Origin of the sequence: Puerhibacterium puerhi, assembly GCF_009846865.1 — a bacterium.
GTDB classification, from domain to species: Bacteria; Actinomycetota; Actinomycetes; order Actinomycetales; family Cellulomonadaceae; genus Puerhibacterium; species Puerhibacterium puerhi.
Genome location: NZ_WUWN01000045.1, coordinates 1 through 21,736 on the forward strand (window position 1 = coordinate 1; position 21,736 = coordinate 21,736).

Consider the following 21,736-nt stretch of genomic DNA (forward strand, 5'->3'; position numbering starts at 1 on the left):
CGCCTCGACCCGCACCTGCAGCCAGCGCTGGTAGTCCTCGACCGCCGGCTCGGGGTTGACCTGGTCCCACGACTCGGCCAGCGACGGGTCGTCGATCTGCAGCACCAGCCCGGCGTCCAGGATCGCGGTGTACTCCTGGCGCAGCACGTCGGCCCAGGCGTACAGGAACTCCTCCTCGCCGGCGTAGTACCGGTTGGAGATGCGTGCGGCCGAGCCGGGCGACAGCGCCGCGACGAACCCCTCCGCGGCGCCGGTCTCGCGCACCGCCCGGGTGAGGTTGTCGACGTCGGCGGCCACGTCGTCCTGGCCGGTGTAGGTCAGCGGGCCGGTCGCGGTGGGGAACGCCGGCGGCGGCAGGTCCGGGTCGGCCAGGTGGATGCCCGAGCGCGGGTCGCCGTAGGCCGCGGCGAACGCCGCGAAGTCGCGCCGGTCCAGGAAGCTGGTCAGCTCCACGGCCCCGGGCCGCGACCGCTTGGGGGTGGTGAAGTCCGGGTCGTCGACCAGCTCCAGCCCGCCGGTGCGGTCGAAGGAGTAGGTCCACCACGCGCCGTAGTCGACCGACTGGGTGCTGGCGTGGCCGTACTCGCCGTCGTTGACCACGTCGATCCCGGCCTGGACCTGGCGGCGCACCACGTCCGCGACGGCGTCGCCCAGCGCCTTGTGGTGCTGCTCGGGGGCCAGGTCGCCCGCGGCGCGGGCCGCGTTGGCCGCCAGCAGCTCCGGGCTGCGGGGCAGGGAACCCACGTGCGTGGTGAGGATACGGTCGGTGCTGCGCAGCATGAATGGTTCTCCCTGTCTGGGCTGGGCGGTCTCAGAGGGCGCGGACGAGCCGGGCGGCGTGCGTCCCGCGGGCTTCGGCGGGGCGACCGGTCGACGGCGCGCGCAGGCCGAGGTGGTCACGGAGCGTGTCGCCGACGTATGCGGCCGGGTAGGCGCCGCGCTCCTGCAGCTCGGGCACCACCTTGTCGACGATGTCGTCGAGACCCGAGGGCACGATCCAGGGGCTGATGTTGAAGCCGTCGACGGCGCCGGTGCGCACCCAGCGGACCAGCTCCTCGGCCACGGACGCAGGCGTGCCGACGAAGCCGCGCTCGGATGCCGTGTGGATGACCAGCTCGCGGATCGAGAGCTGCTTCTCCTCGGCGATGGCCCGCCACTGCCTGGCGATCTCCCGCGTGCGGGCGCCGGTGGTGGCCGATCCGCGCTCGCCGCCGAGCTCCTCGACCGCGGGGTCGTGCGCCGGCAGCGGGCCGTCGGGGTCGTAGCCGGACAGGTCCTCGCCCCAGATGTTGCCCACGATCGACAGTGCCGTGGCCGGGGTGACCTGGTGGTAGCGAACCCACCGGGCCTTCTCCTGCGCGTCGTCCGGGGTGTCCCCGACGATGATGCTGGTGCCGGGGAAGATCTTCAGGTCGTCCTGCGGGCGTCCGGCGGCCGCGACGCGGCTCCGTACGTCGTCGGCGAAACGGAGCGCGTCGGCAAGGTCGGACCCGTGTGCGGAGAAGATGACGTCGGCGTGAGTGGCGGCGAAGTCGCGACCGACGGGGGAGTCGCCGGCCTGGAAGATCACCGGGTGGCCCTGCGGGCTGCGCGGCGTCGTCGGCTCGATGGCCACGTCCGCCGGGGTGCGCAACTCGGCGCCCGGGACCCGCACGCGCGCCACCTCGCCGTCCTCGCCGTCCGGGTAGGCGTCCCAGATGCGCCGCGCGGTGGACAGCACGGCCGCGGCGCGGGCGTAGCGGTCGGCGTGGTCGAGATAGCCGCCGCGGCGGAAGTTCGCCCCGGTCCACGCGTTGTCGGTGGTCACGACGTTCCACGCCGCCCGGCCGCCCGACAGGACGTCGAGGCTCTGCAGCCGTCGGGCCAGGTCCGCCGGGTCGTTGTACGTGGTGTTCTGGGTGGCCACGAGACCGATCCGGGTCGTGATCGCGGCGAGCGCGGCGAGCTGCGTGATGGCGTCCGGCCGGCCGACGACGTCCAGGTCGTGCAGGCGGCCACGGCTCTCGCGCAGGCGCAGGCCCTCGCCGAGGAAGAACGCGTCGAACAGGCCGCGCTCGGCCACCCGGATGACGCGTTCGAAGGAGGCGAAGTCGGTCTGCGAGCCGGACTCCGGGGCGGACCAGATGGTGGTGTGGTTGACGCCCTGGAAGAAGACGCCGAAGTGGACCTGAGCCGCGGGACGCGTGATCGGGTAGGCGGGTCCGGGGACGCGGGCGTGATCGGTCATGGTCGGTGCTCCCTCACGCCGAGAGGCGGGCGTCGTAGCGGTTGGCGGGGCGCGGCAGCCCGAGAGCCTCGCGCAGCGTGGCGTCCGGCCGTGGCGCGGCGGTGACGCGGGCTGCGCGCAGCGCCGGCAGCACGTCGCGCTGCAGCACCGGCAGGTCGACGTCGAGCACGGCGGGCAGCACGCGCACACCGTCGACGTCGCGGGTCCCGTCCGGGCCGGGCGCCGCGAGCTCGGCCAGCAGGCCGACGAGCCCGGCGGCGTCGCCGACGTACCGCAGCGCTCCGGTGCCCCACGGCGAGCGGACGTCCGCGGGCGTGGCGGCCGCGAGCTCGGCCAGCCGCTCGGCGCCGGTACGCCCGCCTGCGTCCAGCACGACCTCGAGCTCCACGGCGGCGCGGGGTGAGCGCTCGTGCGCGTCCCGTGCCGCCCCGCGCGCGGACGCGACGTCCGGACCGCCGACGATCGCGACGTCCACCAGCCGTTCGTCGTGCGCCGACGGCGCGACGTCGCCGTCGGCAGCGAAGACCACGAGCTGGCCCTGCGTCGGCCGCGGAGTGATGAGCGGACCCTTGACCGAGAAGCTCTCGCCCTCGAAGTCGACGTGGTGCACGCGGTCGCGGTCGATGTACCGGCCGGTGGCGACGTCGCGGATCACGGCATCGTCTTCCCACGAGTCCCACAGCTCGCGCACCACCTGCACGACGTCGCGCGCCTCACGTCCGAGGTCGTCGACCGCTGCGCGGCCGTAGGCGTGGGCGGTCTCCGGCGTGCGGGTCACCGCCGCGAGCCAGCCGCCCCGGCCGGTGGTCGCGATGTCGAGCGAGGCGAGCTGGGCGGCAACATGGAAAGGCTCGGGATACGTGGTCGGCACCTGCGGCACCAGGCCGATGGCCGTCGTCGTCCGCGACACGAATGCCGCGCGGGTGACGGACTCCAGGCGTGCCGACGACGGAGCCCCGGGGGCGGTGGGGAGGAGGGCGTCGGCGAACGTGGCGAACGTGAAGCCGGCGTTCTCCGCCTGCCGCACCGAGCGCGCCAGGCGGGCGCCAGCCACCAGGTCGGCGCCGGCGAGGCCGGTGACCGCGGCGGCGCCCGGGTGAGATCCGGCGCCGTCGATGTCGAGGCCGAGGAAGAAGGGCAGAGGGCTGGTCAAGGCAGAACTCCGATGGTCGCGGCAGGCTCTCGCGCGCTGGTGGCAGGCGGGCCGTCCGCTCGACGGCTCGGTGGCGCGAGCGGGCGCACGGCGCGCCCCCGGCGCCCGCCGCGCGGCACGAGGCCGCGTGACGGGTGCCACTGGCGCCGGTCAGACGACGGTGTCGTCGCTCAGGCGGTGGTACGTGCGGTCGCGGTAGACCAGGGCGGACGCATCAGTGGTGCCGGAGCTGAGCGCCCGCAGCGACACGAGGTAGCTGTCGCCCACGGGCGTGCGCTGGACGACGCGGGCGCGCAGCCACGACACGGCGCCGTCGATCACCGGTTCGCCCGTGGGCAACGAGCTCCAGCCGCCGTCGGCGAAGCGGTCGATGCCGCTGGTGGCGAAGCGGGCGGAGACGTCGTCCTGGTGGTCGGCGAGGAAGCTGACGGCCAGGGTGCGCGCCGCGGAGACGGCGGGCCACGAGGACGAGGACGAGGCGAGGGAGAACGCCAGCAGGGGCGGGGCCGCCGAGACGGAGATGACGGAGGTGGCGGTGAAGCCCACCGGTCGGCCCTCGTGCCGGAGCGCGACGACCGCGACCCCGGCCGGGTGCTGCCGGAACACCTCCTTGAACTGCTGCGGGGACAGCTGCGGCTCGTCCTGCTCGGCGAGGAGCTGCTCCAGGGCGACGAAGTCCTGCGCGGTCATCGGGCGACCTCGGCGAGCCGGTGCGCGGCGGCCACGGCGCGCTGCCGGCGGCACCGCGGCTCCGGGGCCGCGCCCGGCGTCGGTCGCGGCGGGGGCGACACGGTGCGGAGGCTGCCGAGGTCGACCACCACGGCGGTCGCGCGAGAAGAGACGGACATGCTGGGCTCCTTGCTGTGATCACGCTTGCCACGCGGCTGCTCGCCCACGCGGGGCGGCCGGCGGCCAGGTCATCTCCCGGAGCACCCCGCCGTGAACGTGGGGGTTGCTGCCCAGCCAGCCGGGGCTTCGCGCTGGGGCTCGTGACCTCGGCGGTATTCAAGCCCATCGAGCGCGCGGCGCCAGTCGCCCCGCGAAACTTCTCACTTACTGAGACGTCAGTCGCGTCGGTGCCCACCGTGCGCGCGAATGCCGTGGTGAGAGGTCCGGTGACGGGGACGGTCCTCCGGCGTGCGATGTCCGCATCGCGGACGCGGGGCCGGACCGGGGCGCACGACGGTGAGTCACCCGACCACCGCGAAGGGGGTCGTCGACCCACCCCGACCGCACCGCTTGGAGGGCGTCAGTCGCGGTCGACCAGGGCAGGGAAGGCGGTCGTCAGTTGATGATCTCGCCGCGCTCGTCGGACGACAGCGCCGCCAGGCGCGTGCGCCAGGCCGCCAGCGCCTCGGCGCTCAACCGCGGCCAGTCGGCGACCTCGCGCACCACCCGGAGCGGCTCGCTGCTGCGGTAGGACCGTGTGGGGTTGCCCGGGAACTTCTTGTCGGTGACGTTGGGGTCGTCCTCGAACGGTCCGGTCGGCTCGACCTCGTAGACCTGGGGCGCGGCGGCGCCGGGCGCGAGCTCGGCGGCGAGGCCGGCGCCGTCCACGCGGGCCGTGAAGTACACGTGGTTCATCGTGATCTCGGGGCGGTAGTTCGACGGGAAGCCCGCGGTCAGCAGGTCGCCCGGACGAAGATCGGCCTTCGTGCCGTGGAAGAACGGTCCCTCGTCCATCGCCTGGTCCACGCGCCCAGGGTAGGCCGGCGGGAGGGCTCGGGCTCGCGCGGCGTGGGGCCGGTCGAGACGAGGCCGGGCGGTCAGCGCCTGGTCCGGTAGGTGGTCAGCAGCACGCCGCCGGGAAACGTCCGCGTCTCCACGAGGTCCAGGCTCACCCGCGCGTCCAGGGCGGTGAAGAGGCGCGTGCCGTCGCCCAGCAGGACCGGATGGGTGACGATCGCGTACTCGTCGACCAGCCCGGCCCGCATGGCCGCCGCGGCGAGCGTGGCGCCGCCGACGTCCATGGGGCCGCCTTCCTCGGCCTTGAGCCGGGTGATCTCGGCCACGGCGTCGCCGGTGACGAGGCGGGCGTTCCCGTCGACCGCGCTGGTCGTCGAGGAGAACACCACCTTGGGCATGTCCCGCCAGCGGCGGGCGAACTCCTTGTGCGCCGGTGTGGCGCCGGGCCGCTGGTCGGCGGTCGGCCAGTACGACCTCATCGTGTCCCACAGCCCGCGTCCGTACAGTGCCAGACCCGTCGTCCCCACCCGGTCGGACCACCACTGGAACAGCTCGTCGCTCGGCACGCCCCAGTCGAGGTCACCGCCCGGCGCGGCGACGTAGCCGTCGAGGCTCACGTTCATGCCGAGAGTCAGCTTCCGCACGGCGTCCGCCTCCCGCGATCAGGTTCTCGGGCGTACCGACCGGCGCACCGCCGGAGATTCATCGGACCCGCCGCCGGAACGTCTCGGCCGACCGCGCCCTGACGTCGCCTCTGCTCTCGGGCGCGGCGACCGCGACGACCGCCGTGCATGCTCAGCGAGCGGTCACGGAGTATCGTCGTTCGCAGGGGTCGAGGATCACCACAGCAGCACGGAGGTCGACGATGACCGCAGCAGCGCCGGTATCGAGCGTGGTGCCCCCTTCGCTGGCCTCGGCGCTGCGCGAGCTCCTGCAGACCGCTGTCGACTACTCAGCGGTGCTTGCCTCCCGGACGATCGAGCGCCTGGCCACCGGGCTCGCGGACACGTCGGTCGATCGCGCGGAGCAGGGCGAGGGTGCCGTCCTCGACGATGCCGACGTCGAGACCGACACAGAGGACGAGGTCGACACCGGGGACGACGTCGGCGACGAGAGCGAGGTCGTCGTCGAGGAAGCCGGCGAGGAAGCCGGCGAGGAGGCCGGCGAGGAGACCGGCGAGGCCCCCGGCGTCCTCGCCGGCGCGCTGGCCGGCGGCGTCGAGGCGGCGCTGGAGCGTCAGAACCTGGTCTGGGGCGCGATCAAGGGCGCGTGGTCCGGCGCGCCGGCACGCACCAAGATCCTGGCCGTCGTCGCGCTGGCGGTGGTCGTGGCGCTGCTGGTGCTTCTGGTCGTCGCCGCCGTCCGTGGGGCCACCGGCTGACGCCGCGGCGGTCAGGGCGAAGGAGCGCCGACGGTGCGGTACGCCCGCGCTCCTCGGTGGAGCGCGACCTTCGAGCGCCCGGCCCCACCGAGCCGACAGACTCCGGGCCCGACCGCCCGGACGGCCCGCACGTAGGCAGGCGCTCGACGTCTACCGGTTCTCGGCGTCGGCGGCGCGGGTGCGGCGCGACGGCGTGGCCGGCCCGCCGGGGGGCCCGGCGGGAGGCACCTCACGCTCCAGACGCTGCGTGCCGAGCACGAGCGCCAGGGCGAGGCGGTCGGCGTCGGCGGTGCCGGGTTCCGCGGTGTACACCATGATCCGCAGGTCGTCGCCGTCGACGATCAGGGTGTCGCAGTCGAGCGTGATGCGGCCGACCGCGGGATGCTCGACGTCCTTGCGGCGGGGCTGGTCGCCACCCGGCCGCAGGTCGACCGTCTCCCACAGCGTGGTGAACCGTTCGCTGGCGGCGGCCAGCTCGCGCGCGAGCCGCCGGGGACGCGGGTCGGCGGGGTAGCGGGCAGCGGTCATCCGCAGGTCGGCGACGAGGTGGGCCTGGAGATCGGCGCGCTCCTGCGCCGTCGAGACGGCGCGCGTCCCCGGCCCCACCAGGTGGCGCCACAGGGCGTTGCGCTCGATCCCGCGCCAGGCGGAGGTGTCGCCCATGAGGGCGTCGTAGGGGGCGTTGGCGACCAGCAGCGTCCAGGTCGCGTCGTACACCGCGACGGGGGTGTGGCTCAGCCGGTCGAGCAGGCGCTGCACGCTCGGGGTGATCCGCGTCGCCACGAGATCCGCCCCCGGCGCGGCGTGGCCGGCGAGCCGGTACAACAGCTCCCGCTCGGCGTCGGACAGCCGCAGCGCCCGGGCGAGCGCCTCGACCACCTGCGCCGACGGGGACGTCGCCCGGCCCTGCTCGAGGCGGGTCAGGTAGTCGACCGAGATGCCCGCCAGCCCGGCCAGCTCCTCGCGGCGCAACCCCGGCGCACGGCGCCGGGCCCCGGCGGGCACGCCCACGGTCTCGGGGGCGACGCGGTCGCGCCACCGACGCACCGCCCGGCCCAGGTCCCACGTCTCCACACGGCCAGTGTGCCGGCGCCAGGCTGCTTCGTCCTGGCCCTGGCAGTCCTACGACACACCGACGACTGCCTGCGACAGCCGGCGTCCGCGAACCTCGGGGCATGACGACGACACTGATCACCGGGGCCAACAAGGGCCTCGGCAAGGAGACCGCCCGCCGGCTCATCGCCGCCGGCCACACGGTGTACCTCGGCGCGCGGGACGAGGCCCGCGGCCGTGCGGCCGCCCGCGAGCTGGGCGGCCGGTTCGTGCGGATCGACGTGACCGACCAGGCGTCGGTCGACGCGGCCGCCCGGCAGATCGAGGCGGACGGCGGGCTCGACGTGCTGGTCAACAACGCCGGCATCGAGGGGCGCCTGCCGGACAACGGCATCGTGGGCGCTGCCGACACCACCGCCGACACCCTGCGCGAGGTCTTCGAGACCAACGTCTTCGGCGTCGTGCGCGTCACGCACGCCTTCCTGCCGCTGCTGCAGCGGTCGACGGCGCCGGTCGTCGTCAACGTCTCCAGCGGCCTGGCCTCGCTGGCCCTGCTGAGCGACCCCGGCAGCCACACCCACTTCTACCCGGGCGTGGCCTACCCGGCGTCCAAGACGGTGGTCAACGCCGTCACCATCCAGCTGGCCAAGGCCTTTCCCGCGATGCGCGTCAACGCTGTCGAGCCCGGCTTCACCAGCACCGACCTCAACGGCCGCACGGGCACCCAGACCGTCGAGGAGGGCGCCGAGATCATCGTCCGCATGGCCCAGGTCGCGCCCGACGGACCGACCGGCACGTTCACGTCAGGGCACGGCCGGCTGCCCTGGTGACGCCTACTGCCGGGCCATGGCGACCCTGAGCCGCTCCTCGGGGCTGACGAAGTGATCGTGGTCGTCGCTGCCCACGTCGAGCTGGACCCACTCGATGCGGCCGGTGAACCGGCTGGTGCGCGCGTCGTAGGCGCTGGACACGCTGGTGCCGGACTCGTAGCCGACGTCGGTCGTCTCGTCGGCCGAGAAGACGAGCGGCTGGGTCGCCTCCACCCGCCCCCGACCCACCTTGCTGCCGTCGTGGAACAGCGTGACGTCGCCGCCCCTGCCCAGCCCTCCGCCGTCGTAGGTGAACTCGGCGCGGAGCTGGTGGTGGCCCGCGGGGACGGGGGCGTCGGCGACGACGTCGTACTGGTGGATGCCGAGCACGTTGTAGGTGAACGTCAGCCGGCCTCCGGTCGTGTGCACGGACCAGCCGCCGAACCGCCCGCCCTGCGCGATGAGCACCCCGTTCGCCCCGTCCGCGGGCACGTCCACCTCCGCGGTCACGGAGAACGACTTGTTCTTGACGTTGAGCACGCTGTTCTCGGACAACCGGCCCATCCCGGCGAAGAACTGCTGGGAGTCGCCGCGGATCAGGGCAGGACGCCCGGCGAGCTCCGGCACGAGCCGCTCGGCGGTGCGGTCGTCCAGCGGCAGGACGCCGTACTTGGCTGCCTCGATGAGCCACAGCCGCTGCAGCCGCGCGAGCACGTCCGGGTGCTCGGCCGCGAGGTCGCGCGCCTGGCTGAAGTCGCGCGACCCGTCGTACAGCTCCCACCGGTCGTCGTCGAACGGCACGAGGTCCGCGCCGACCAGGGCCCAGGGCGTGCGGTGCTTCGTGACCGCGCTCCAGCCCCGGAAGTAGATGCCCCGGTTGCCGAACATCTCGAAGTACTGCAGATCGTGCCGCTCCGGGGTCTCGGCGTCGGCGAAGGCGTAGAGCATCGAGGTGCCCTCGATGGGCGACTGCAGCACGCCGTTGACGGCGGTGGGCTCCGGGATCCCGGCCGCCTCGAGCACGGTGGGGGCGACGTCGATGACGTGCGCGAACTGCGAGCGCACCCCGCCGGGCTCGGCGATGCGCCGCGGCCAGTGCACGATCGTGCCGTTGCGGGTCCCGCCCCAGTGCGAGGCGACCTGCTTGGTCCACTGGTAGGGCGTGTCCATCGCCCAGGCCCAGCCGACGGCGTAGTGGTTGTACGAGGCCGGCGAGCCGAGGACGTCCATCGTGGCGCGCATGAACTCCGGCGTCTCGAGCGCCGCCATGCCGTTGAAGTTCGCCATCTCGTTGAACGCGCCGTGCACCGTGCCCTCGGCCGAGGCGCCGTTGTCGCCCACGATGTAGTAGACGAGCGTGTCGTCGAGGACGCCCAGGTCCTCGAGGGTGTCGATCAACCGGCCCACCTGATGGTCAGTGTGCTCGAGGAACCCGGCGTAGACCTCCATCTGGCGGGCGAGCACCGGCTTGAGGGCCTCGTCCATGTCGTCCCACGCCGGGATCTCCTCGTGCCGGGCGGTGAGCTCGGCGTCGGGCGGGACGACGCCCAGCTCCTTCTGCCGGGCGAAGGTGCGCTCGCGCTGCACGTCCCACCCGTCGTCGAACGCGCCGCGGTACTTCGCGATCCACTCGGCCGGCACGTGGTGCGGGGCGTGCGTCGCGCCCGGGGCGAGATAGACGAAGAACGGCTTGTCCGGCATCAGCGCCTTCTGCTGGCTGACCCACGCGCACGCGTGGTCGAGGAGGTCCTCCGTGAGGTGATAGCCCTCCTCCGCGGTCGCCGGCGGCTCCACCGGGGTCGTCCCGCTGTACAGGGCGGGGTCCCACTGGTTGCTCTCCCCGCCGATGAACCCGTAGAAGGTCTCGAACCCGCCGCCCCCGGTCGGCCAGGCGTCGAACGGCCCCAGGGGCGAGCTCTGCCACACCGGCACCTCGTGGCACTTGCCGAACTGCGCGGTCGAGTAGCCGTTGAGCCGCAGGGTCTCGGCCAGTGGAGCCTTCGTGTTCGGTCGCAGCGAGCTGTTCCCCGGGGCCGACGTGGCCGTCTCGGTGATGCTTCCCATGCCGACCGAGTGGTGGTTGCGGCCCGTCAGCAGCGCCTGGCGGGTCGGCGCGCACAGCGCGGTGGTGTGGAAGCGGTTGAACCGCAGTCCGCCGGCGGCCAGGCGCTCGGCGGTCGGGGTCGCGCACGGTCCGCCGAACGCGCTGGACGCCCCGAACCCGACGTCGTCGAGCAGGATCACGAGCACGTTGGGCGCGCCCTCGGGCGGCAGCAGCGGTTCGATCGGCGGGTACGACGTGTCGGGGTCCTTCGCGTCGTACGTCGTCAGGCCGGGCGCCTGCCGGTCCGGGATGGGCAGCATCGTGCGGGCGTGCGCGTCAGGACGCATGAGCATCTCCGCTCCGTCGCGGGAAGGACGAGGACGTCTCGCACGGTAGGGGCGGCGCGACGGGCGCACCTCACCCGGACAGGGCGAGACGGGCCGGCACGAGCGCGACGGCGTGGGGCCTCAGGCGTCGGCGGCGCAGCGGAAGCCCACGTTGCCGGCCGGGGAGTCGGGGGAGCTCGAGCTGCGGGCGTCGACCCGGTAGCGGAAGCAGTACGACGCATGGCACAGGTACGACCCCCCGCGCATGACGCGGTGCTGCCCCGAGACGGGACCGCGCGGGCGCACGCGGGGCGTGGACACGTAGGCGTCGCGGGAGAACCAGTCGGCGCACCACTCCCAGACGTTGCCCGTCATGTTGTACAGGCCGAACCCGTTGGGGGCGTAGGCGTCGACCGGGGCCGTCCCGACGAACCCGTCGGCCCGCGTGTTGTGGCTCGGGAACGCGCCCTGCCAGACGTTCATCCGGTGCTCGCCGCCGGGCTCGCGCTCTGCGCCCCACGGATAGTGCACCCCGGCCAGGCCGCCGCGGGCGGCGTACTCCCACTCCGCCTCCGTCGGCAGCCGGGCACCGGACCAGCCCGCGAAGGCCGCGGCGTCCGCCCAGCTCACGTGCACGACGGGATGGTCCGCCCGCTCGCCCACGTCGGATCCCGGGCCCTCGGGGTGGCGCCACTGCGCACCCTCGACCTGCCGCCACCATGGCGCGGCGGCGACCCCGCGCGTCGGCGGGAAGTCGTCCGGCAGCAGACCGGCGAAGACGAAGGACCAACCCCACCTCTCGGCCTCGGTGACGTACCCCGTGGCGTCGACGAACGCCGCGAAGCGCTCGTTCGAGACGGCGGTGCGGTCGAGGCGGAAGGCGTCGATCCGGACCGTGTGAGCGGGCCCCTCACCGTCCTGCGGGTAGCCGTCGGGACCGTCGTGTCCCATCGTGAAGTCTCCGCCCGGCAGCACCACCTGCTCGCCGCGGGCGCCCGTCGCGCGGGCGCGGACGTGGTCCGTGCCCGACACCTGCACCACGGGGGTCGTGGGAGCGGTCCGGTGCGCGCCGGGCGCACAGCAGTGATGGTCGAAGGCCACGTCGTCCTCGCTTCCGGTCGCGGTGCGGCGTGGGCCCGACGTCGGCGACGGTGCCGAGCGGGCGCACCCGCTCCTGGCGACGGTACGCCTCGCGTCGGCACAGCGGGAGAGCGCGCGGGACGGTCGGGTGCGCTCACCCGGCAGGGCTGGGAGGCGCAGGTCTTCCAGGACGCCGTCGCCTACCTCATCGGCTGGTCCGGTGTCGGCGCAGGGATCGCGCACCTCTTCTTCGGCCGCCGCATCTCGAAGACGATCGGCTTCCGGGCGGACGACTACGAGCGCGAGGTGGGGTTCGCCGACCTCGCCATGGGTGTCGCGGGGCTGATGGCTGCCGGCTACGCACCCGAGTTCTCGTGGTCCTTGATCATCGTCAACGCGATCTTCCGGGTCGGCGCGGGGCTCGTCCACGTCCGGTCGATCGTCCGTGAGCGGAACTTCGCGATCAACAACACCGCCGTCCTGGCCGTCGACTTCCTGGTGCCGGCGTTCCTCGTCACTGCCTACTGCCTCTGGGCGTCACCGCCCCGGGGTGCGACCGGGTCCCGCCCTGCCCGGCCCGGGCCAGCCCCGCGCGGCGCTGCTGCCGGCCAGCCCGCACTCGTACGCGACGATCACCGCGTGCACGCGGTCGCGGGCACCGCGCTCGGCGAGCAGGTTGCCCACGTGCGTCTTCACCGTGGTCTCCGAGACCCCCGGCGTGGCCGCGATCTCGCCGTCGGACGCCCCCTGCGCGGCAAGGCGCAGGACGGTCGGGCTCGCGCTGCGTGAGCATGCTGCGCCCGTGGCCGTGCTCAGGTCTGCGGGCGCCGCCGGCGGGTCAGGGCGTCGATCGTCACGGCGACGATCAGGACGACGGCGGTCACCACGTACTTGGCGGCGGCGTTGAACCCGAGCAGCCCCATGCCGTTGTCGATCGCCGCGATGACCAGGCCGCCGAGGACGCCGTGCAGCATCTTGCCGCGCCCGCCGAAGAGGCTGGTGCCGCCGATGACCGCGCCGGCGACCGCGTACAGCACGAGCGTCCCGCCGTCGATCGAGGTGGAGATGGAGCGCAGCCGGGAGGCGTACACGACGCCGGCGATCCCCGCGGTCAGCGAGCACAGCACGAAGCAGACGGTGCGGATCCGCGCCAGCGGGATGCCGGCGCGGCGGGCCGCCTCGGCGTTGCCGCCCACCGCGTAGACGTACAGCCCGAACCGGCGCCGGCCGAGCAGGTACGCCCATGCGACCAGCACCGCGAGCACGACCAGCACCACCCACGGCAGACCGAGCACGGGGGCGAGCCGACCGCGGTCGGTGTTGGCCAGGAGCATCAGGCCCGCGCCGCCGGCCAGGCACGCGGCGATCTTGGTGACGGTGAGCGACACGGGCGGGGCCGTGAGCCCGACGTCGCGGCGACGGGCGTCGCGGCGCCAGACGACGACGCCGAACGCCGCGACGACGGCGAGCATCACCACCCAGCCGACCAGGGGTGCGAGCGTGCCCGAGGTGATCCGGGCCAGCACCTCGTCGCTGATGAGGATCGCGCCGCCGCTGCCGAGCACGAACAGCATGACGCCCTGCCAGAAGAGCAGCCCGGCGAGCGTGACGACGAACGACGGCAGCCCGATCCGGGTGATCAGCGTGCCGTGCAGCAGCCCGATGAGCGCCGTCGCGGCGAGGGCGGCGAGGATCGCCGCCCACCACGGCCAGCCGAGCTGGGGCCGGGCCAGCCACGCCACCACGACGGCGGCGATGCCCGCCACGAAGCCGACCGACAGGTCGATCTCGCCGAGCAGCAGCACGAACACCTCGGCCATGCTGAGCAGCGCGAACACCGCGGCCTGCACCAGCAGGTTGACGAGGTTGCCCGGCGTGAGGAACGCGTCGTTGAGGCTCTGGAAGATCACGGAGACCAGCAGCAGGCCGCCGACGACGGGCAGCACGCCCGACTCACCGCCGCGCACCCGCTGCCAGGCCAGGCGCAGGTAGTCGCGCGCGCCGGGCGCCGGCCTGGTCCGCCCGGTCACGGGGTCCGCGCTCACGGCCATCTCAGGCCACCTCCCTGTCGGTGCTCCCGGTGGTCATGAGGTCGACGAGGATGCGCTGGTCGATCCGGGCGCGCTCGCGCGCGTCCACGACCCGGCCCTGGCGCATGACGGCGACGCGGTCGGCCACGTCGAGCAGGTTCGGCACGTTGTGGGTGACGAGCAGCACGGCGTGCCCACGGTTCGCCAGGGTGCGCACCAGCTCCAGCACCATGGCGGTCTGCGCGACGCCGAGCGCCGCCGTCGGCTCGTCCATGACGACCAGCCGCGACTCCCACAGCACGGCCTTGGCGATCGCCACGGACTGCCGCTGACCGCCCGACAGGGACGCGACGCTCTGCCGCACGGAGGTGACGGTGGTGACGGCCAGGTCGGCCAGCGTGCGCGTGGCGGCCTGCTCCATGGCGACGTCGTCGAGCTGCCCGCGCCGCAGCCGCTCCCGGCCGAGGAACATGTTCTGGACGATGTCGAGGTTGTCGCACAGCGCCAGGTCCTGGTAGACGGTCTGGATCCCGAGCGCGGCGGAGTCGGCCGGCCCGCGCAGCGAGACGGGGCTGCCGTCCCAGAGGATCTCGCCGGCGTCGACCGGGTGGATGCCCGCGATGCACTTGATCAGGGTCGACTTGCCGGCGCCGTTGTCCCCGGCCAGCGCGGTCACCGCGCCGGCGGGGACGTCGAGGTCGACCCCGACGAGGGCCCGGACGGGGCCGAAGGACTTCGAGACCCCCCGCAGCCGCAGCAGCGGGGGGTTCTCGAGGGTGTTCGCCGTCATCGTCGTCGTCAGCCGATCCCGGCGTCCTTGCACGCCTGCGCGACGGCGCCGGCGCAGAGGTCCTCCACCGTCACGGCCTTGTCCTTCACCACGGTGTCGTTCATGTTCTCCGCGGTGACCCAGATCGGGGTGGTGTAGACCGACTTGATGTCGGCGTTCAGCTCCGTGTCCTTCGTGGTCGAGTTGACCAGGGACGACGGCGGGTCGACGCCAGCACGCAGGTAGAGCGCCAGCGCGGCGGCCGCCTGGGCCTCCAGGTAGATCGGCTTGTAGACCGTGCCGCACTGGAAGCCGGTGAGGATGTTCTGCAGGCCGGGCAGCGACGCGTCCTGACCCGTGGTCGGGAACGTCTTCGGCCCGACGCCGTTGCCCTTCAGGACCGAGATCACGGCGTTGGCGTTGTCGTCGTTCGGCGTGATCGCGGCGTTCGTGTCCGGGTGGGCGGTGAGCTGCTGCTGGAAGGTGGTCGCCGCCTGCTGCGGGTCCCACGTGCCGGCCGGCTCGCCGACCTTCGTGTACGTGCCGTCCTCGAACTTCGGGTCCAGCACGCCGTTGTAGCCCTGCGCGAACAGCGTGGCGTTGTTGTCCGTCGGGTCGCCGTCCATGACGAGGATGTTGGGGTCGGAGACGTTCCAGTCGGTGAGGCACTGCACGAGGCCGTCCCCGATCATCTTCCCGACCGCGACGTTGTCGAAGCTGACGTAGTAGCGGTCCTCGGGGCCGCCGGTCACCAGGCGGTCGTAGTCGATGACGGCGACGCCCGCGTCCCTGGCCTTGGACTCGATCGCGGCGCCGCTGCCCGGGTCGAGCGGGTCGACGAGGAGCACCGAGGCGCCGGCGTTGATGTCCGCCTCGGCCTGCGTCTGCATGGTCGACGCGCTGCCGTTGGCGTTGTCGATCTTGAACTGGTCGTCGCTCAGGCCGGCTGCCTCGAACGCCTGCTTCAGGTAGGGCGCGTCGTACTGCACGTACCGGGTCGACGTCGTCGTGTCGGGCAGCAGCACGCCGATCAGGCCCTCGCCCTGGGCGGCGAGGTCGGTCAGCTGCTTCATGGCCGAGAAGTCGGCGGTGAGGGCGCCCGCGTCGATCTGCGGTGCCTCGTTGCTCGCGCCGGTCGCCGAGGGGGACTCGCCCCCTCCACCTCCTGACGAGGTGCACCCGGCGACCGCGAGCCCCAGGACCGCTGTCGCGGCGGCAGCCCGGAGCAGGTTCTTCGAAGACATCGGCGTCTCCTCCCTCCGGGGCTCAGCACTGAGTCCCTCCTGGCATCGTGCGCCTGAGAACCGCCGACCGCCAGAGCGGTATCGGGTGAGGGCCGGGCGGGTGAAGTTCGGGGGCCGGCGGGAGCCTGCGGAGGGTGCGGCCTAGCATCGGGAGCGAGCGCGGTTCACGGCGACGGGGGCCCACTCCTGCGTCGCCGACCGTCGAGCCGCCCGTGGCAAAGGAGCTGCGATGAAGGCTGTGGTGTACCACGGACCCGGCAAGAAGACCTGGGAGGACGTCCCCGATCCGGCGCTGCAGGAGCCGACGGACGCGGTCGTCAAGGTCGAGACGACCACCATCTGCGGCACCGACCTGCACATCCTCAAGGGCGACGTGCCCGCGGTGACCGACGGCCGGGTCCTCGGCCACGAGGGCGTCGGCGTCGTGACCGAGGTGGGCGACGCCTGCACCAGGGTGAAGGTCGGCGACCGCGTGATCATCTCCTGCATCAGCCGGTGCATGGCGTGCGACAGCTGCCGCCGGGGCCTGACCTCGCACTGCGAGACGCTCGGCGGTATCGGCTGGATCTTCGGGCACCTCGTCGACGGCACCCAGGCCGAGTACGTGCGCGTGCCGTTCGCCGACAACGGGCTCATCCCGCTGCCCGACGGCGTCACCGCCGAGCAGGGCGCGATGCTCTCGGACATCCTGCCGACCGGGTTCGAGATCGGGGTGCAGCACGGCCAGGTCACCGACGGCGACGTGGTCGCCGTCGTCGGCGTCGGGCCGGTCGGGCTCGCGGCCGTCATGACGGCGCGGTCCGCCGGTGCGGCGCGGGTGATCGCCGTCGACGGCAACCCCTTCCGCCTCAAGGCCGCACGCGAGTTCGGCGCGACCGACACGGTCGAGGCCGGCCCCGACGCGCTCGAGCAGCTCCGGGCCCTCGGTCCGGGTGGCAAGGGCGTCGACGTGGCGATCGAGGCGGTGGGCATCCCCGCGACCTTCGGCCTGTGCCTGGACGCGATCCGTCCCGGCGGCCGGGTGGCCAACGTCGGCGTCCACGGCACGCCGGTGACCCTGCCGATCGACCGCGACTGGATCAACAACATCACCATCACGACCGGCCTGGTCAACGCCACCACCGCGCCGCAGCTGCTCGAGGACGTCCAGGCCGGGCGGATCGCGCCGGAGAAGTTCGTCACCCACCGGTTCACGTTCGACCAGTGGGACGAGGCCTACGACACGTTCTCCCGCGCCGCCGAGGAGCAGGCGCTCAAGGTGGTCATCACGCGCGAGGGCTGAGCACAACCCCCGGCGCCGCGGGTCATCCCTTGCCGCCGGGACCGCCCTTGCCGGGACCGCCCTTGCCGTTGCCGGTGTCGCCCTTGCCGGTGTCGCCCTTGCCGTCGTGGCCTTCGTCAGCCTTGGCGTTGCCCTTGCCCTTGCCGTTGCCGTTGCCGTTGCCGTTGCCGTTGCCCTTGCCGTTGCCCGTGCCGTCGTCGGCGCCCGGCCCGTTGCCCTCGACGCCGCCCCGGCCGCGGTCGTCGGGCCCCGGGGCACCCGTCGCCCCGGCGCCCGCGGCGCGCCCCGGCGCGTCCTGCTGGGGCCGAGCGTCCGCCGTGCTCGCGCCGGTGCTGTAGCCGACGCCCGCGACGCTCTCGGGCTGCGTGCCGGCGGCGGGTGCGTCCTGGCTCGCGGAGCCGTCCGAGGACGGCCCCGACGTCCCGGTCGGGCGAGGGTCCGCGGCGGGGGAGCCGCTCGGCGACGGCACGTCGTCGGCCAGCGGTTCCTGCGTCGTCGTCACGTCCTGCGACGGTGTGCCCGCGTCGGCCCCCAGCGGAGACGCGACGATCGCGGCCGCCACGATCCCCGCGAGCGCAGCCGGCACGCCGATCGCCAGCACGCGCGGGGGGACGCCTCCGCGGCGCCGCCGCCCGCGTCCTGCACGAGGTGCCGACGAGGGCCCGGACGCCGCGGCGGGCGTCCGGCGCGGGGGCACCGAGAGCGCCGCGGTCGGCGTCTCGCGGGCGCTGTCGACGGCGAGCGCCGGGGACGCCGCGGGCGCCGGGGAGCCGGTGGGCGCGGCCCGGAGCTGGTCGGCGACCTCGGTGGCGCTCGGGCGCGCCCGGGGGTCGATGGCCGTCATGCGGTCGAGCAGCAGCTGCCACGCCGCCGGCAGGGTCTGCGGGATCTCCGGCGGCCGGTGCAGCCGGGCCAGCGCGGACTCCAGCGTGGGCCCCGGGTACACCCGGCTGCCCGTCACCGCCTCCAGCAGCAGGAGCCCCAGCGCGTACACGTCGGTGGCGCTCGTCACGGCCCCGCCCGTGACCTGCTCCGGCGCCAGGTAGGCGGCCGTGCCGATGGTCTGGCCGGTCCGGGTGTGCCGGGCGTTGTCGTCGAGGAGCCGGACGATGCCGAAGTCGGTCAGCTTGACGGACCGGTCGGCGTCCAGCAGGACGTTGCCGGGCTTGACGTCGCGGTGGACGACGCCCTGGGAGTGGACGTAGGCGAGGGCGTCGGCGAGCCGGACGCCGACCGACCGCACCTCGGCAGGATCGAGCGGACCGTCGGCGAGCACCTGGGCCAGGGTCGGGCCGTCGACGAGCTCCATCACCAGGAACGGCTGGTCGACCGGCGTGGCCAGGGGGCGCGCGGCGGCGTCCTCGGCCGCGCACCCGATCCCCGCGTCGAGGACGGTCACGAGGCCGGGGTGGGACAGCCGGGCCAGCGTGCGGGCCTCGACGACGAAGCGCGCCCGGTCCGACTCGTCGGCGGCGCTGTCGCGCAGCACCTTCACCGCGACCGGGCGGCCCAGGACGCGGTCGATCCCGCGGTACACGTCAGCCATCCCGCCCTGACCGAGCCGGGCGCCGAGCTCGTACCGGCCGGCGAGCACCGTCGGCGCGCCCGGGTCCTGGGGATGAGGGATCGTCACCCTCGGAAGGTTATGTACGACGGTCCGCACTCGCCCCCCGACGGCGTTCCTGGGCTCGCGGCGCGGTCCGGCGGGGGGCCGCGCGCCACGGCCGCCGGTCAGCCCGCGCTCTGCGTGCCGACCACCTCCGCCGTGGCGTCGTGCACCAGGAGGGTCTGCCCCGGGCACAGCGGCCCGGGCACCTCGACGGTCCTGCCGTCGGGGTGCTCGACGACGAACGGGCCGTCGTAGCACGCGCGCGTCGTGATGCTGACGCCGCCGTCCGCGGTGATGTCCTCGAGACGTCCGAGATCGGCGCGCGTCTCCTCGGCGCCGAACCGGACGGTCACGTCGTCCTCCGAGCCGTTCCAGATGTCGACGTGCCCGGTCTCGGCGCACCCCGCGAGGGCCAGCGCTCCCAGCAGGGCGCCCGTCGCGGCTGCCCGGACCGTCCTGGCGATCATCGCTGCCCCTTCCCCGACGGTCGGCGTCGGACCGACCGTAACCGCAGGACGGGCGGCGCGGTGGGGGGAGCTGCGGGGAAGCGGTGACAGTGCGCGCGGGCTGTCGCGCGGCGTCCGTGGAGGTCGGGCGGGCTGCGCGTCGAGACGGCCGCGGGGTGCCCCCGGGGCGCGTGCTAACCTCCCAGCCGTAGCACGGGAGTCCGGTGAGCCGGGCTGAGAGGGAGTACTCGAACTCCGACCGTTGAACCTGATCTGGGTCATGCCAGCGCAGGGAGCGATCTCAGGAAGCGGGGCGTGGTGCCTCGCGCCCTCCCGTGCCTGATCTGCACAGGAGGAAGCTGTGACCAGCACAGGCACGACCACCAGCACGACCACGACCGCCGCCGCCGCCGCGCCCACGGTGGCGTCCGCCACCGGGCTCACCGCCGACCCGCTGCGGTTCGGCGTCGGCGCCCGCGTGACGGTCGCCGTGATGAGCGACCGGTACGCCGAGGTCGTCCTCGGCGCGCTGGAGCACGCGGACCCTCGGGGGCTGGCGCTCCAGACGGGCGACGTGAGCACCTACGCGGGCGGCTCGGAGGCCGACCTGCTGGCCTGGCTCACCGACCTGGGCGAGGCCGTGGCGGCCTCGGGCGAGCACGCGTCGATCACCGTGCACCTGTCGCGCGGCTGCCCCGGCGAGGTCGTCTGCGACCTGCCCGGCGGTGCCGGGCCGCGCCCCGTCGAGGCCCCCGCCGGCCGGGAGGTCGGGCGCTACGCCGCCGCCGAGTGGGCCCTGTACCCGCTGGCCGACGACGTGCGCGCCGGCGTCGAGCCGGACCACATGCGCGACATCTACGCCGCGATCGAGACCGCGCGGGCGAACGGCACGTTCCGCGCCTCGGAGCACTTCGTCACGCGGCTCGAGGGCGACCTGGGCACGATCCTGGCGACGGTCGTGGCCGGGTGGACCGGCGTGGGCCGCACGGTCCAGCACGTCACCAGCCACCTGACCGTCTCGGTCAACAGCCCGAGCCACCGCGATGTCGCGGCCTGAGGCGCGGCGCGCGCCGCGCCTCGAGCTCAAGGACATCGTGCTCATGGTGATGCTCGGTGTCGTCTTCGGGTTCCTCTACTGGGCGCTGGTCCAGGCGTGGAACGGCCTCGCGGTGCTCATGGGCCCGGCCGGCGACCTCGCCCAGCACGTGCTGCTGGGCGGATGGCTGCTGGTGGCGCCGATCGCCGTGGCGGTCGTGCGGCGCCCGTTCGTCGGGATCGTCGCGGAGGTCATCGCCTCGGTCGTGGAGGTCGTGTTCCTCGGCTCGCCGGTGGGGCCCCTGCTCCTGGTGGCCGCGGCGATCCAGGGCCTCGGCAGCGAGCTGCCGTTCGCCGCGGGGCGCTACCGGCGGTTCGGCTGGACGCGGTTCGCCGTGTCCGGCCTCCTGGGCGCGGGCCTCGTGTTCGTCTTCTCGGCCTTCCGGTTCGGCTGGTGGGGGCAGGACATCCTGCTGCTGCGCCTGGGGCTCCAGCTCGCCTCGGGCGTCGTGCTCGGCGGGCTCCTGGCCAAGGTGCTCGTCGACGCCCTGGTCCGGACCGGCGCGGTGGACAGCTTCGCGATCGTGCGCGAGTCCGCCGCGGCCGCCGTCCCGGTGCGCCGTGAGCGCTGACCGGCCGGCCGCGGCGGCGCCCGGTGCGGAGGCCGGGCCCGCGCCGGTGGTGCAGACCCACGGGCTCGAGGCCGTCTTCACCACCGGTGACGGCGTGGGGCCGGTGGACCTGCGGGTCCGGCCGGGGGAGCAGGTGCTGCTGCTCGGCCCGTCGGGCTCGGGCAAGAGCACGCTCCTGCGGTGCCTGCACGGCGCCGTGCCGCACGCGGTGCCCGCCTCGACCCGCGGCACGGTCACCGTCGCCGGGCGCGACGTGCACCGGTCCACGGTGGCGGGCCTGGCCGACGTCGTCGGCGTGGTCGCGCAGGACCCCGAGACCGGAGTGTGCCTGCCGGACGTCGCCGACGAGGTGGCGTTCCCCCTGGAGAACCTCGGCGTCGCCCCGCAGGCGATCGGCCCCGCGGTGGGTGACGCGCTCGCGGTCGTCGGTGCCGGGCACCTCGAGGGCCGCCGCACGGACGCGCTCTCGGGCGGCGAGCTGCAGCGCGTGGCGCTCGCCGCCGCGACGGTCACGCGTCCCGCGCTGCTGCTGCTCGACGAGCCCACCGCGATGCTCGACGCGGACGGGGTGCGGGCGGTGCGCGGGGCCGTGGACCGGGCGACGGCGGACGGCGCCACGGCGTGCGTGCTGGTCGAGCACCGGCTCGACGAGTACGCCGGGGACGCGGGCACCGCGGGGCTGCCCGACCGCTGGGTGGCGCTCGACCGCAACGGCCGCGTGCTCCACGACGGCCCGGCGCAGGACGTGCTGGACCGCGCCGGCGCGCAGCTGCTCGCCGACGGGTGCTGGCTGCCCCTGGACGCCGAGCTGCACGCCGTCCTCGGCGACGGCGACCTCGGCTCCCCGGCGGTGCGCGCCGGCCTGCGCGCGCTGGCCGCGCCCGCGCCGGCCGCGGGCGCCCGACCCGAGGCCGCCGTGCTGCGCGCCCG

Annotated in this window: 21 protein-coding genes, 2 pseudogenes and 2 riboswitches; of the genes and pseudogenes, 7 read left to right on the plus strand and 16 right to left on the minus strand. The window is 74.3% G+C overall.

What is annotated here, in order from left to right; all coding sequences use genetic code 11:
* The 7 genes and pseudogenes from GSF02_RS15865 to GSF02_RS15895 form a co-directional block, all read right to left on the minus strand.
* A pseudogene (locus GSF02_RS15865) lies at positions 1-780 on the minus strand (epoxyalkane--coenzyme M transferase); the annotation flags it as partial.
* A gap of 31 nt (positions 781-811) precedes the next feature.
* Positions 812-2,227 carry an LLM class flavin-dependent oxidoreductase gene (locus GSF02_RS15870; protein ID WP_159798267.1) on the minus strand — a complete coding sequence of 472 codons (1,416 nt, stop codon included), beginning with the start codon at positions 2,225-2,227 and terminating at the stop codon, positions 812-814.
* 13 nt (positions 2,228-2,240) lie between these two features.
* Positions 2,241-3,380, minus strand: a complete 1,140-nt coding sequence (locus GSF02_RS15875) for an LLM class flavin-dependent oxidoreductase (protein WP_201308963.1) — start codon at positions 3,378-3,380, stop codon at positions 2,241-2,243.
* A gap of 150 nt (positions 3,381-3,530) precedes the next feature.
* Positions 3,531-4,070: a flavin reductase family protein gene (locus tag GSF02_RS15880; RefSeq protein ID WP_159798269.1), complete on the minus strand. Its 540-nt coding sequence runs from the start codon at positions 4,068-4,070 to the stop codon at positions 3,531-3,533.
* Positions 4,067-4,228 carry a hypothetical protein gene (locus tag GSF02_RS15885; protein WP_159798271.1) on the minus strand — a complete coding sequence of 54 codons (162 nt, stop codon included), beginning with the start codon at positions 4,226-4,228 and terminating at the stop codon, positions 4,067-4,069. The genes GSF02_RS15880 and GSF02_RS15885 overlap by 4 nt, the downstream gene beginning before the upstream one ends.
* A gap of 16 nt (positions 4,229-4,244) precedes the next feature.
* Positions 4,245-4,375, minus strand: a riboswitch (SAM riboswitch).
* 289 nt (positions 4,376-4,664) lie between these two features.
* Entirely contained in the window at positions 4,665-5,063 is a 399-nt protein-coding gene (arr, locus tag GSF02_RS15890; RefSeq protein ID WP_408003906.1) for an NAD(+)--rifampin ADP-ribosyltransferase, read from the minus strand.
* A gap of 83 nt (positions 5,064-5,146) precedes the next feature.
* Positions 5,147-5,710, minus strand: a complete 564-nt coding sequence (locus GSF02_RS15895; RefSeq protein ID WP_159798274.1) for a dihydrofolate reductase family protein — start codon at positions 5,708-5,710, stop codon at positions 5,147-5,149.
* 221 nt (positions 5,711-5,931) lie between these two features.
* Between GSF02_RS15895 and GSF02_RS15900 the strand changes: the two genes are divergently transcribed.
* A complete protein-coding gene (locus GSF02_RS15900; protein WP_159798276.1) occupies positions 5,932-6,447 on the plus strand; it encodes a hypothetical protein in 516 nt (171 codons plus the stop codon).
* A 150-nt stretch (positions 6,448-6,597) separates the two neighbouring features.
* Here the strand turns inward: GSF02_RS15900 and GSF02_RS15905 are convergent, their stop codons facing one another.
* On the minus strand, positions 6,598-7,521 hold the full coding sequence (locus GSF02_RS15905; protein WP_159798278.1) for a helix-turn-helix transcriptional regulator: 924 nt from the start codon (positions 7,519-7,521) through the stop codon (positions 6,598-6,600).
* 101 nt (positions 7,522-7,622) lie between these two features.
* Here GSF02_RS15905 and GSF02_RS15910 point away from each other — a divergent pair, with 101 nt between their 5' ends.
* On the plus strand, positions 7,623-8,330 hold the full coding sequence (locus GSF02_RS15910; protein ID WP_159798280.1) for an SDR family NAD(P)-dependent oxidoreductase: 708 nt from the start codon (positions 7,623-7,625) through the stop codon (positions 8,328-8,330).
* A 3-nt stretch (positions 8,331-8,333) separates the two neighbouring features.
* Here the strand turns inward: GSF02_RS15910 and GSF02_RS15915 are convergent, their stop codons facing one another.
* Positions 8,334-10,700: an arylsulfatase gene (locus tag GSF02_RS15915; protein ID WP_159798311.1), complete on the minus strand. Its 2,367-nt coding sequence runs from the start codon at positions 10,698-10,700 to the stop codon at positions 8,334-8,336.
* Between the two features lie 120 nt (positions 10,701-10,820).
* Positions 10,821-11,780 carry a formylglycine-generating enzyme family protein gene (locus GSF02_RS15920; protein WP_159798289.1) on the minus strand — a complete coding sequence of 320 codons (960 nt, stop codon included), beginning with the start codon at positions 11,778-11,780 and terminating at the stop codon, positions 10,821-10,823.
* Here GSF02_RS15920 and GSF02_RS19110 point away from each other — a divergent pair.
* Positions 11,766-12,278 (plus strand): annotated as a pseudogene (locus GSF02_RS19110) (DUF6790 family protein); the annotation flags it as partial. The gene GSF02_RS15920 and the pseudogene GSF02_RS19110 overlap by 15 nt on opposite strands.
* Before the next feature lie 18 nt (positions 12,279-12,296).
* Here GSF02_RS19110 and GSF02_RS15930 read toward each other — a convergent pair.
* The 4 genes from GSF02_RS15930 to GSF02_RS15945 are packed head-to-tail and all read right to left on the minus strand — an operon-like array spanning position 12,297 to position 15,802.
* Complete coding sequence (locus GSF02_RS15930) at positions 12,297-12,575, minus strand: response regulator transcription factor (RefSeq protein ID WP_159798312.1); 279 nt, start codon at positions 12,573-12,575, stop codon at positions 12,297-12,299.
* On the minus strand, positions 12,572-13,810 hold the full coding sequence (locus GSF02_RS15935) for a sugar ABC transporter permease (RefSeq protein ID WP_159798291.1): 1,239 nt from the start codon (positions 13,808-13,810) through the stop codon (positions 12,572-12,574). Before GSF02_RS15935 ends, GSF02_RS15930 begins: the two co-directional genes overlap by 4 nt.
* Before the next feature lies 1 nt (position 13,811).
* Complete coding sequence (locus GSF02_RS15940) at positions 13,812-14,579, minus strand: ATP-binding cassette domain-containing protein (RefSeq protein ID WP_159798293.1); 768 nt, start codon at positions 14,577-14,579, stop codon at positions 13,812-13,814.
* Positions 14,580-14,587: 8 nt separating this feature from the next.
* Positions 14,588-15,802 (minus strand): sugar ABC transporter substrate-binding protein, encoded by a 1,215-nt coding sequence (locus GSF02_RS15945; protein ID WP_159798295.1) that lies wholly within the window; start codon positions 15,800-15,802, stop codon positions 14,588-14,590.
* 229 nt (positions 15,803-16,031) lie between these two features.
* Between GSF02_RS15945 and GSF02_RS15950 the strand changes: the two genes are divergently transcribed.
* On the plus strand, positions 16,032-17,084 hold the full coding sequence (locus GSF02_RS15950; RefSeq protein ID WP_159798297.1) for a zinc-binding dehydrogenase: 1,053 nt from the start codon (positions 16,032-16,034) through the stop codon (positions 17,082-17,084).
* 22 nt (positions 17,085-17,106) lie between these two features.
* Here the strand turns inward: GSF02_RS15950 and GSF02_RS15955 are convergent, their stop codons facing one another.
* Together GSF02_RS15955 and GSF02_RS15960 are read right to left on the minus strand one after the other, a co-directional pair.
* Entirely contained in the window at positions 17,107-18,717 is a 1,611-nt protein-coding gene (locus GSF02_RS15955; protein WP_159798299.1) for a serine/threonine-protein kinase, read from the minus strand.
* 98 nt (positions 18,718-18,815) lie between these two features.
* Positions 18,816-19,160 carry a hypothetical protein gene (locus tag GSF02_RS15960; RefSeq protein ID WP_159798301.1) on the minus strand — a complete coding sequence of 115 codons (345 nt, stop codon included), beginning with the start codon at positions 19,158-19,160 and terminating at the stop codon, positions 18,816-18,818.
* A gap of 182 nt (positions 19,161-19,342) precedes the next feature.
* Positions 19,343-19,451: riboswitch (TPP riboswitch) on the plus strand.
* A 49-nt stretch (positions 19,452-19,500) separates the two neighbouring features.
* Here GSF02_RS15960 and GSF02_RS15965 point away from each other — a divergent pair.
* From GSF02_RS15965 to GSF02_RS15975, 3 genes are all read left to right on the plus strand, one after another.
* Positions 19,501-20,196 carry a YkoF family thiamine/hydroxymethylpyrimidine-binding protein gene (locus GSF02_RS15965; RefSeq protein WP_159798303.1) on the plus strand — a complete coding sequence of 232 codons (696 nt, stop codon included), beginning with the start codon at positions 19,501-19,503 and terminating at the stop codon, positions 20,194-20,196.
* Complete coding sequence (locus GSF02_RS15970; protein ID WP_159798305.1) at positions 20,183-20,806, plus strand: ECF transporter S component; 624 nt, start codon at positions 20,183-20,185, stop codon at positions 20,804-20,806. Before GSF02_RS15965 ends, GSF02_RS15970 begins: the two co-directional genes overlap by 14 nt.
* Positions 20,796-21,736 (plus strand): energy-coupling factor ABC transporter ATP-binding protein (locus GSF02_RS15975; protein WP_159798307.1); only part of this gene is annotated, 941 nt, incomplete at its 3' end. The genes GSF02_RS15970 and GSF02_RS15975, both read left to right, overlap by 11 nt.

Coding starts and splice junctions, on each gene's coding strand:
- GSF02_RS15945 (WP_159798295.1), bottom strand. CDS start 15,802: ATGTCTTCGAAGAACCTGCTCCGGGCTGCCGCCGCGACAGCGGTCCTG.
- GSF02_RS15935 (WP_159798291.1), bottom strand. CDS start 13,810: ATGGCCGTGAGCGCGGACCCCGTGACCGGGCGGACCAGGCCGGCGCCC.
- GSF02_RS15940 (WP_159798293.1), bottom strand. CDS start 14,579: ATGACGGCGAACACCCTCGAGAACCCCCCGCTGCTGCGGCTGCGGGGG.
- GSF02_RS15910 (WP_159798280.1), top strand. CDS start 7,623: ATGACGACGACACTGATCACCGGGGCCAACAAGGGCCTCGGCAAGGAG.
- GSF02_RS15950 (WP_159798297.1), top strand. CDS start 16,032: ATGAAGGCTGTGGTGTACCACGGACCCGGCAAGAAGACCTGGGAGGAC.
- arr (WP_408003906.1), bottom strand. CDS start 5,063: ATGGACGAGGGACCGTTCTTCCACGGCACGAAGGCCGATCTTCGTCCG.
- GSF02_RS15970 (WP_159798305.1), top strand. CDS start 20,183: ATGTCGCGGCCTGAGGCGCGGCGCGCGCCGCGCCTCGAGCTCAAGGAC.
- GSF02_RS15880 (WP_159798269.1), bottom strand. CDS start 4,070: ATGACCGCGCAGGACTTCGTCGCCCTGGAGCAGCTCCTCGCCGAGCAG.
- GSF02_RS15870 (WP_159798267.1), bottom strand. CDS start 2,227: ATGACCGATCACGCCCGCGTCCCCGGACCCGCCTACCCGATCACGCGT.
- GSF02_RS15900 (WP_159798276.1), top strand. CDS start 5,932: ATGACCGCAGCAGCGCCGGTATCGAGCGTGGTGCCCCCTTCGCTGGCC.
- GSF02_RS15960 (WP_159798301.1), bottom strand. CDS start 19,160: ATGATCGCCAGGACGGTCCGGGCAGCCGCGACGGGCGCCCTGCTGGGA.
- GSF02_RS15915 (WP_159798311.1), bottom strand. CDS start 10,700: ATGCGTCCTGACGCGCACGCCCGCACGATGCTGCCCATCCCGGACCGG.
- GSF02_RS15885 (WP_159798271.1), bottom strand. CDS start 4,228: ATGTCCGTCTCTTCTCGCGCGACCGCCGTGGTGGTCGACCTCGGCAGC.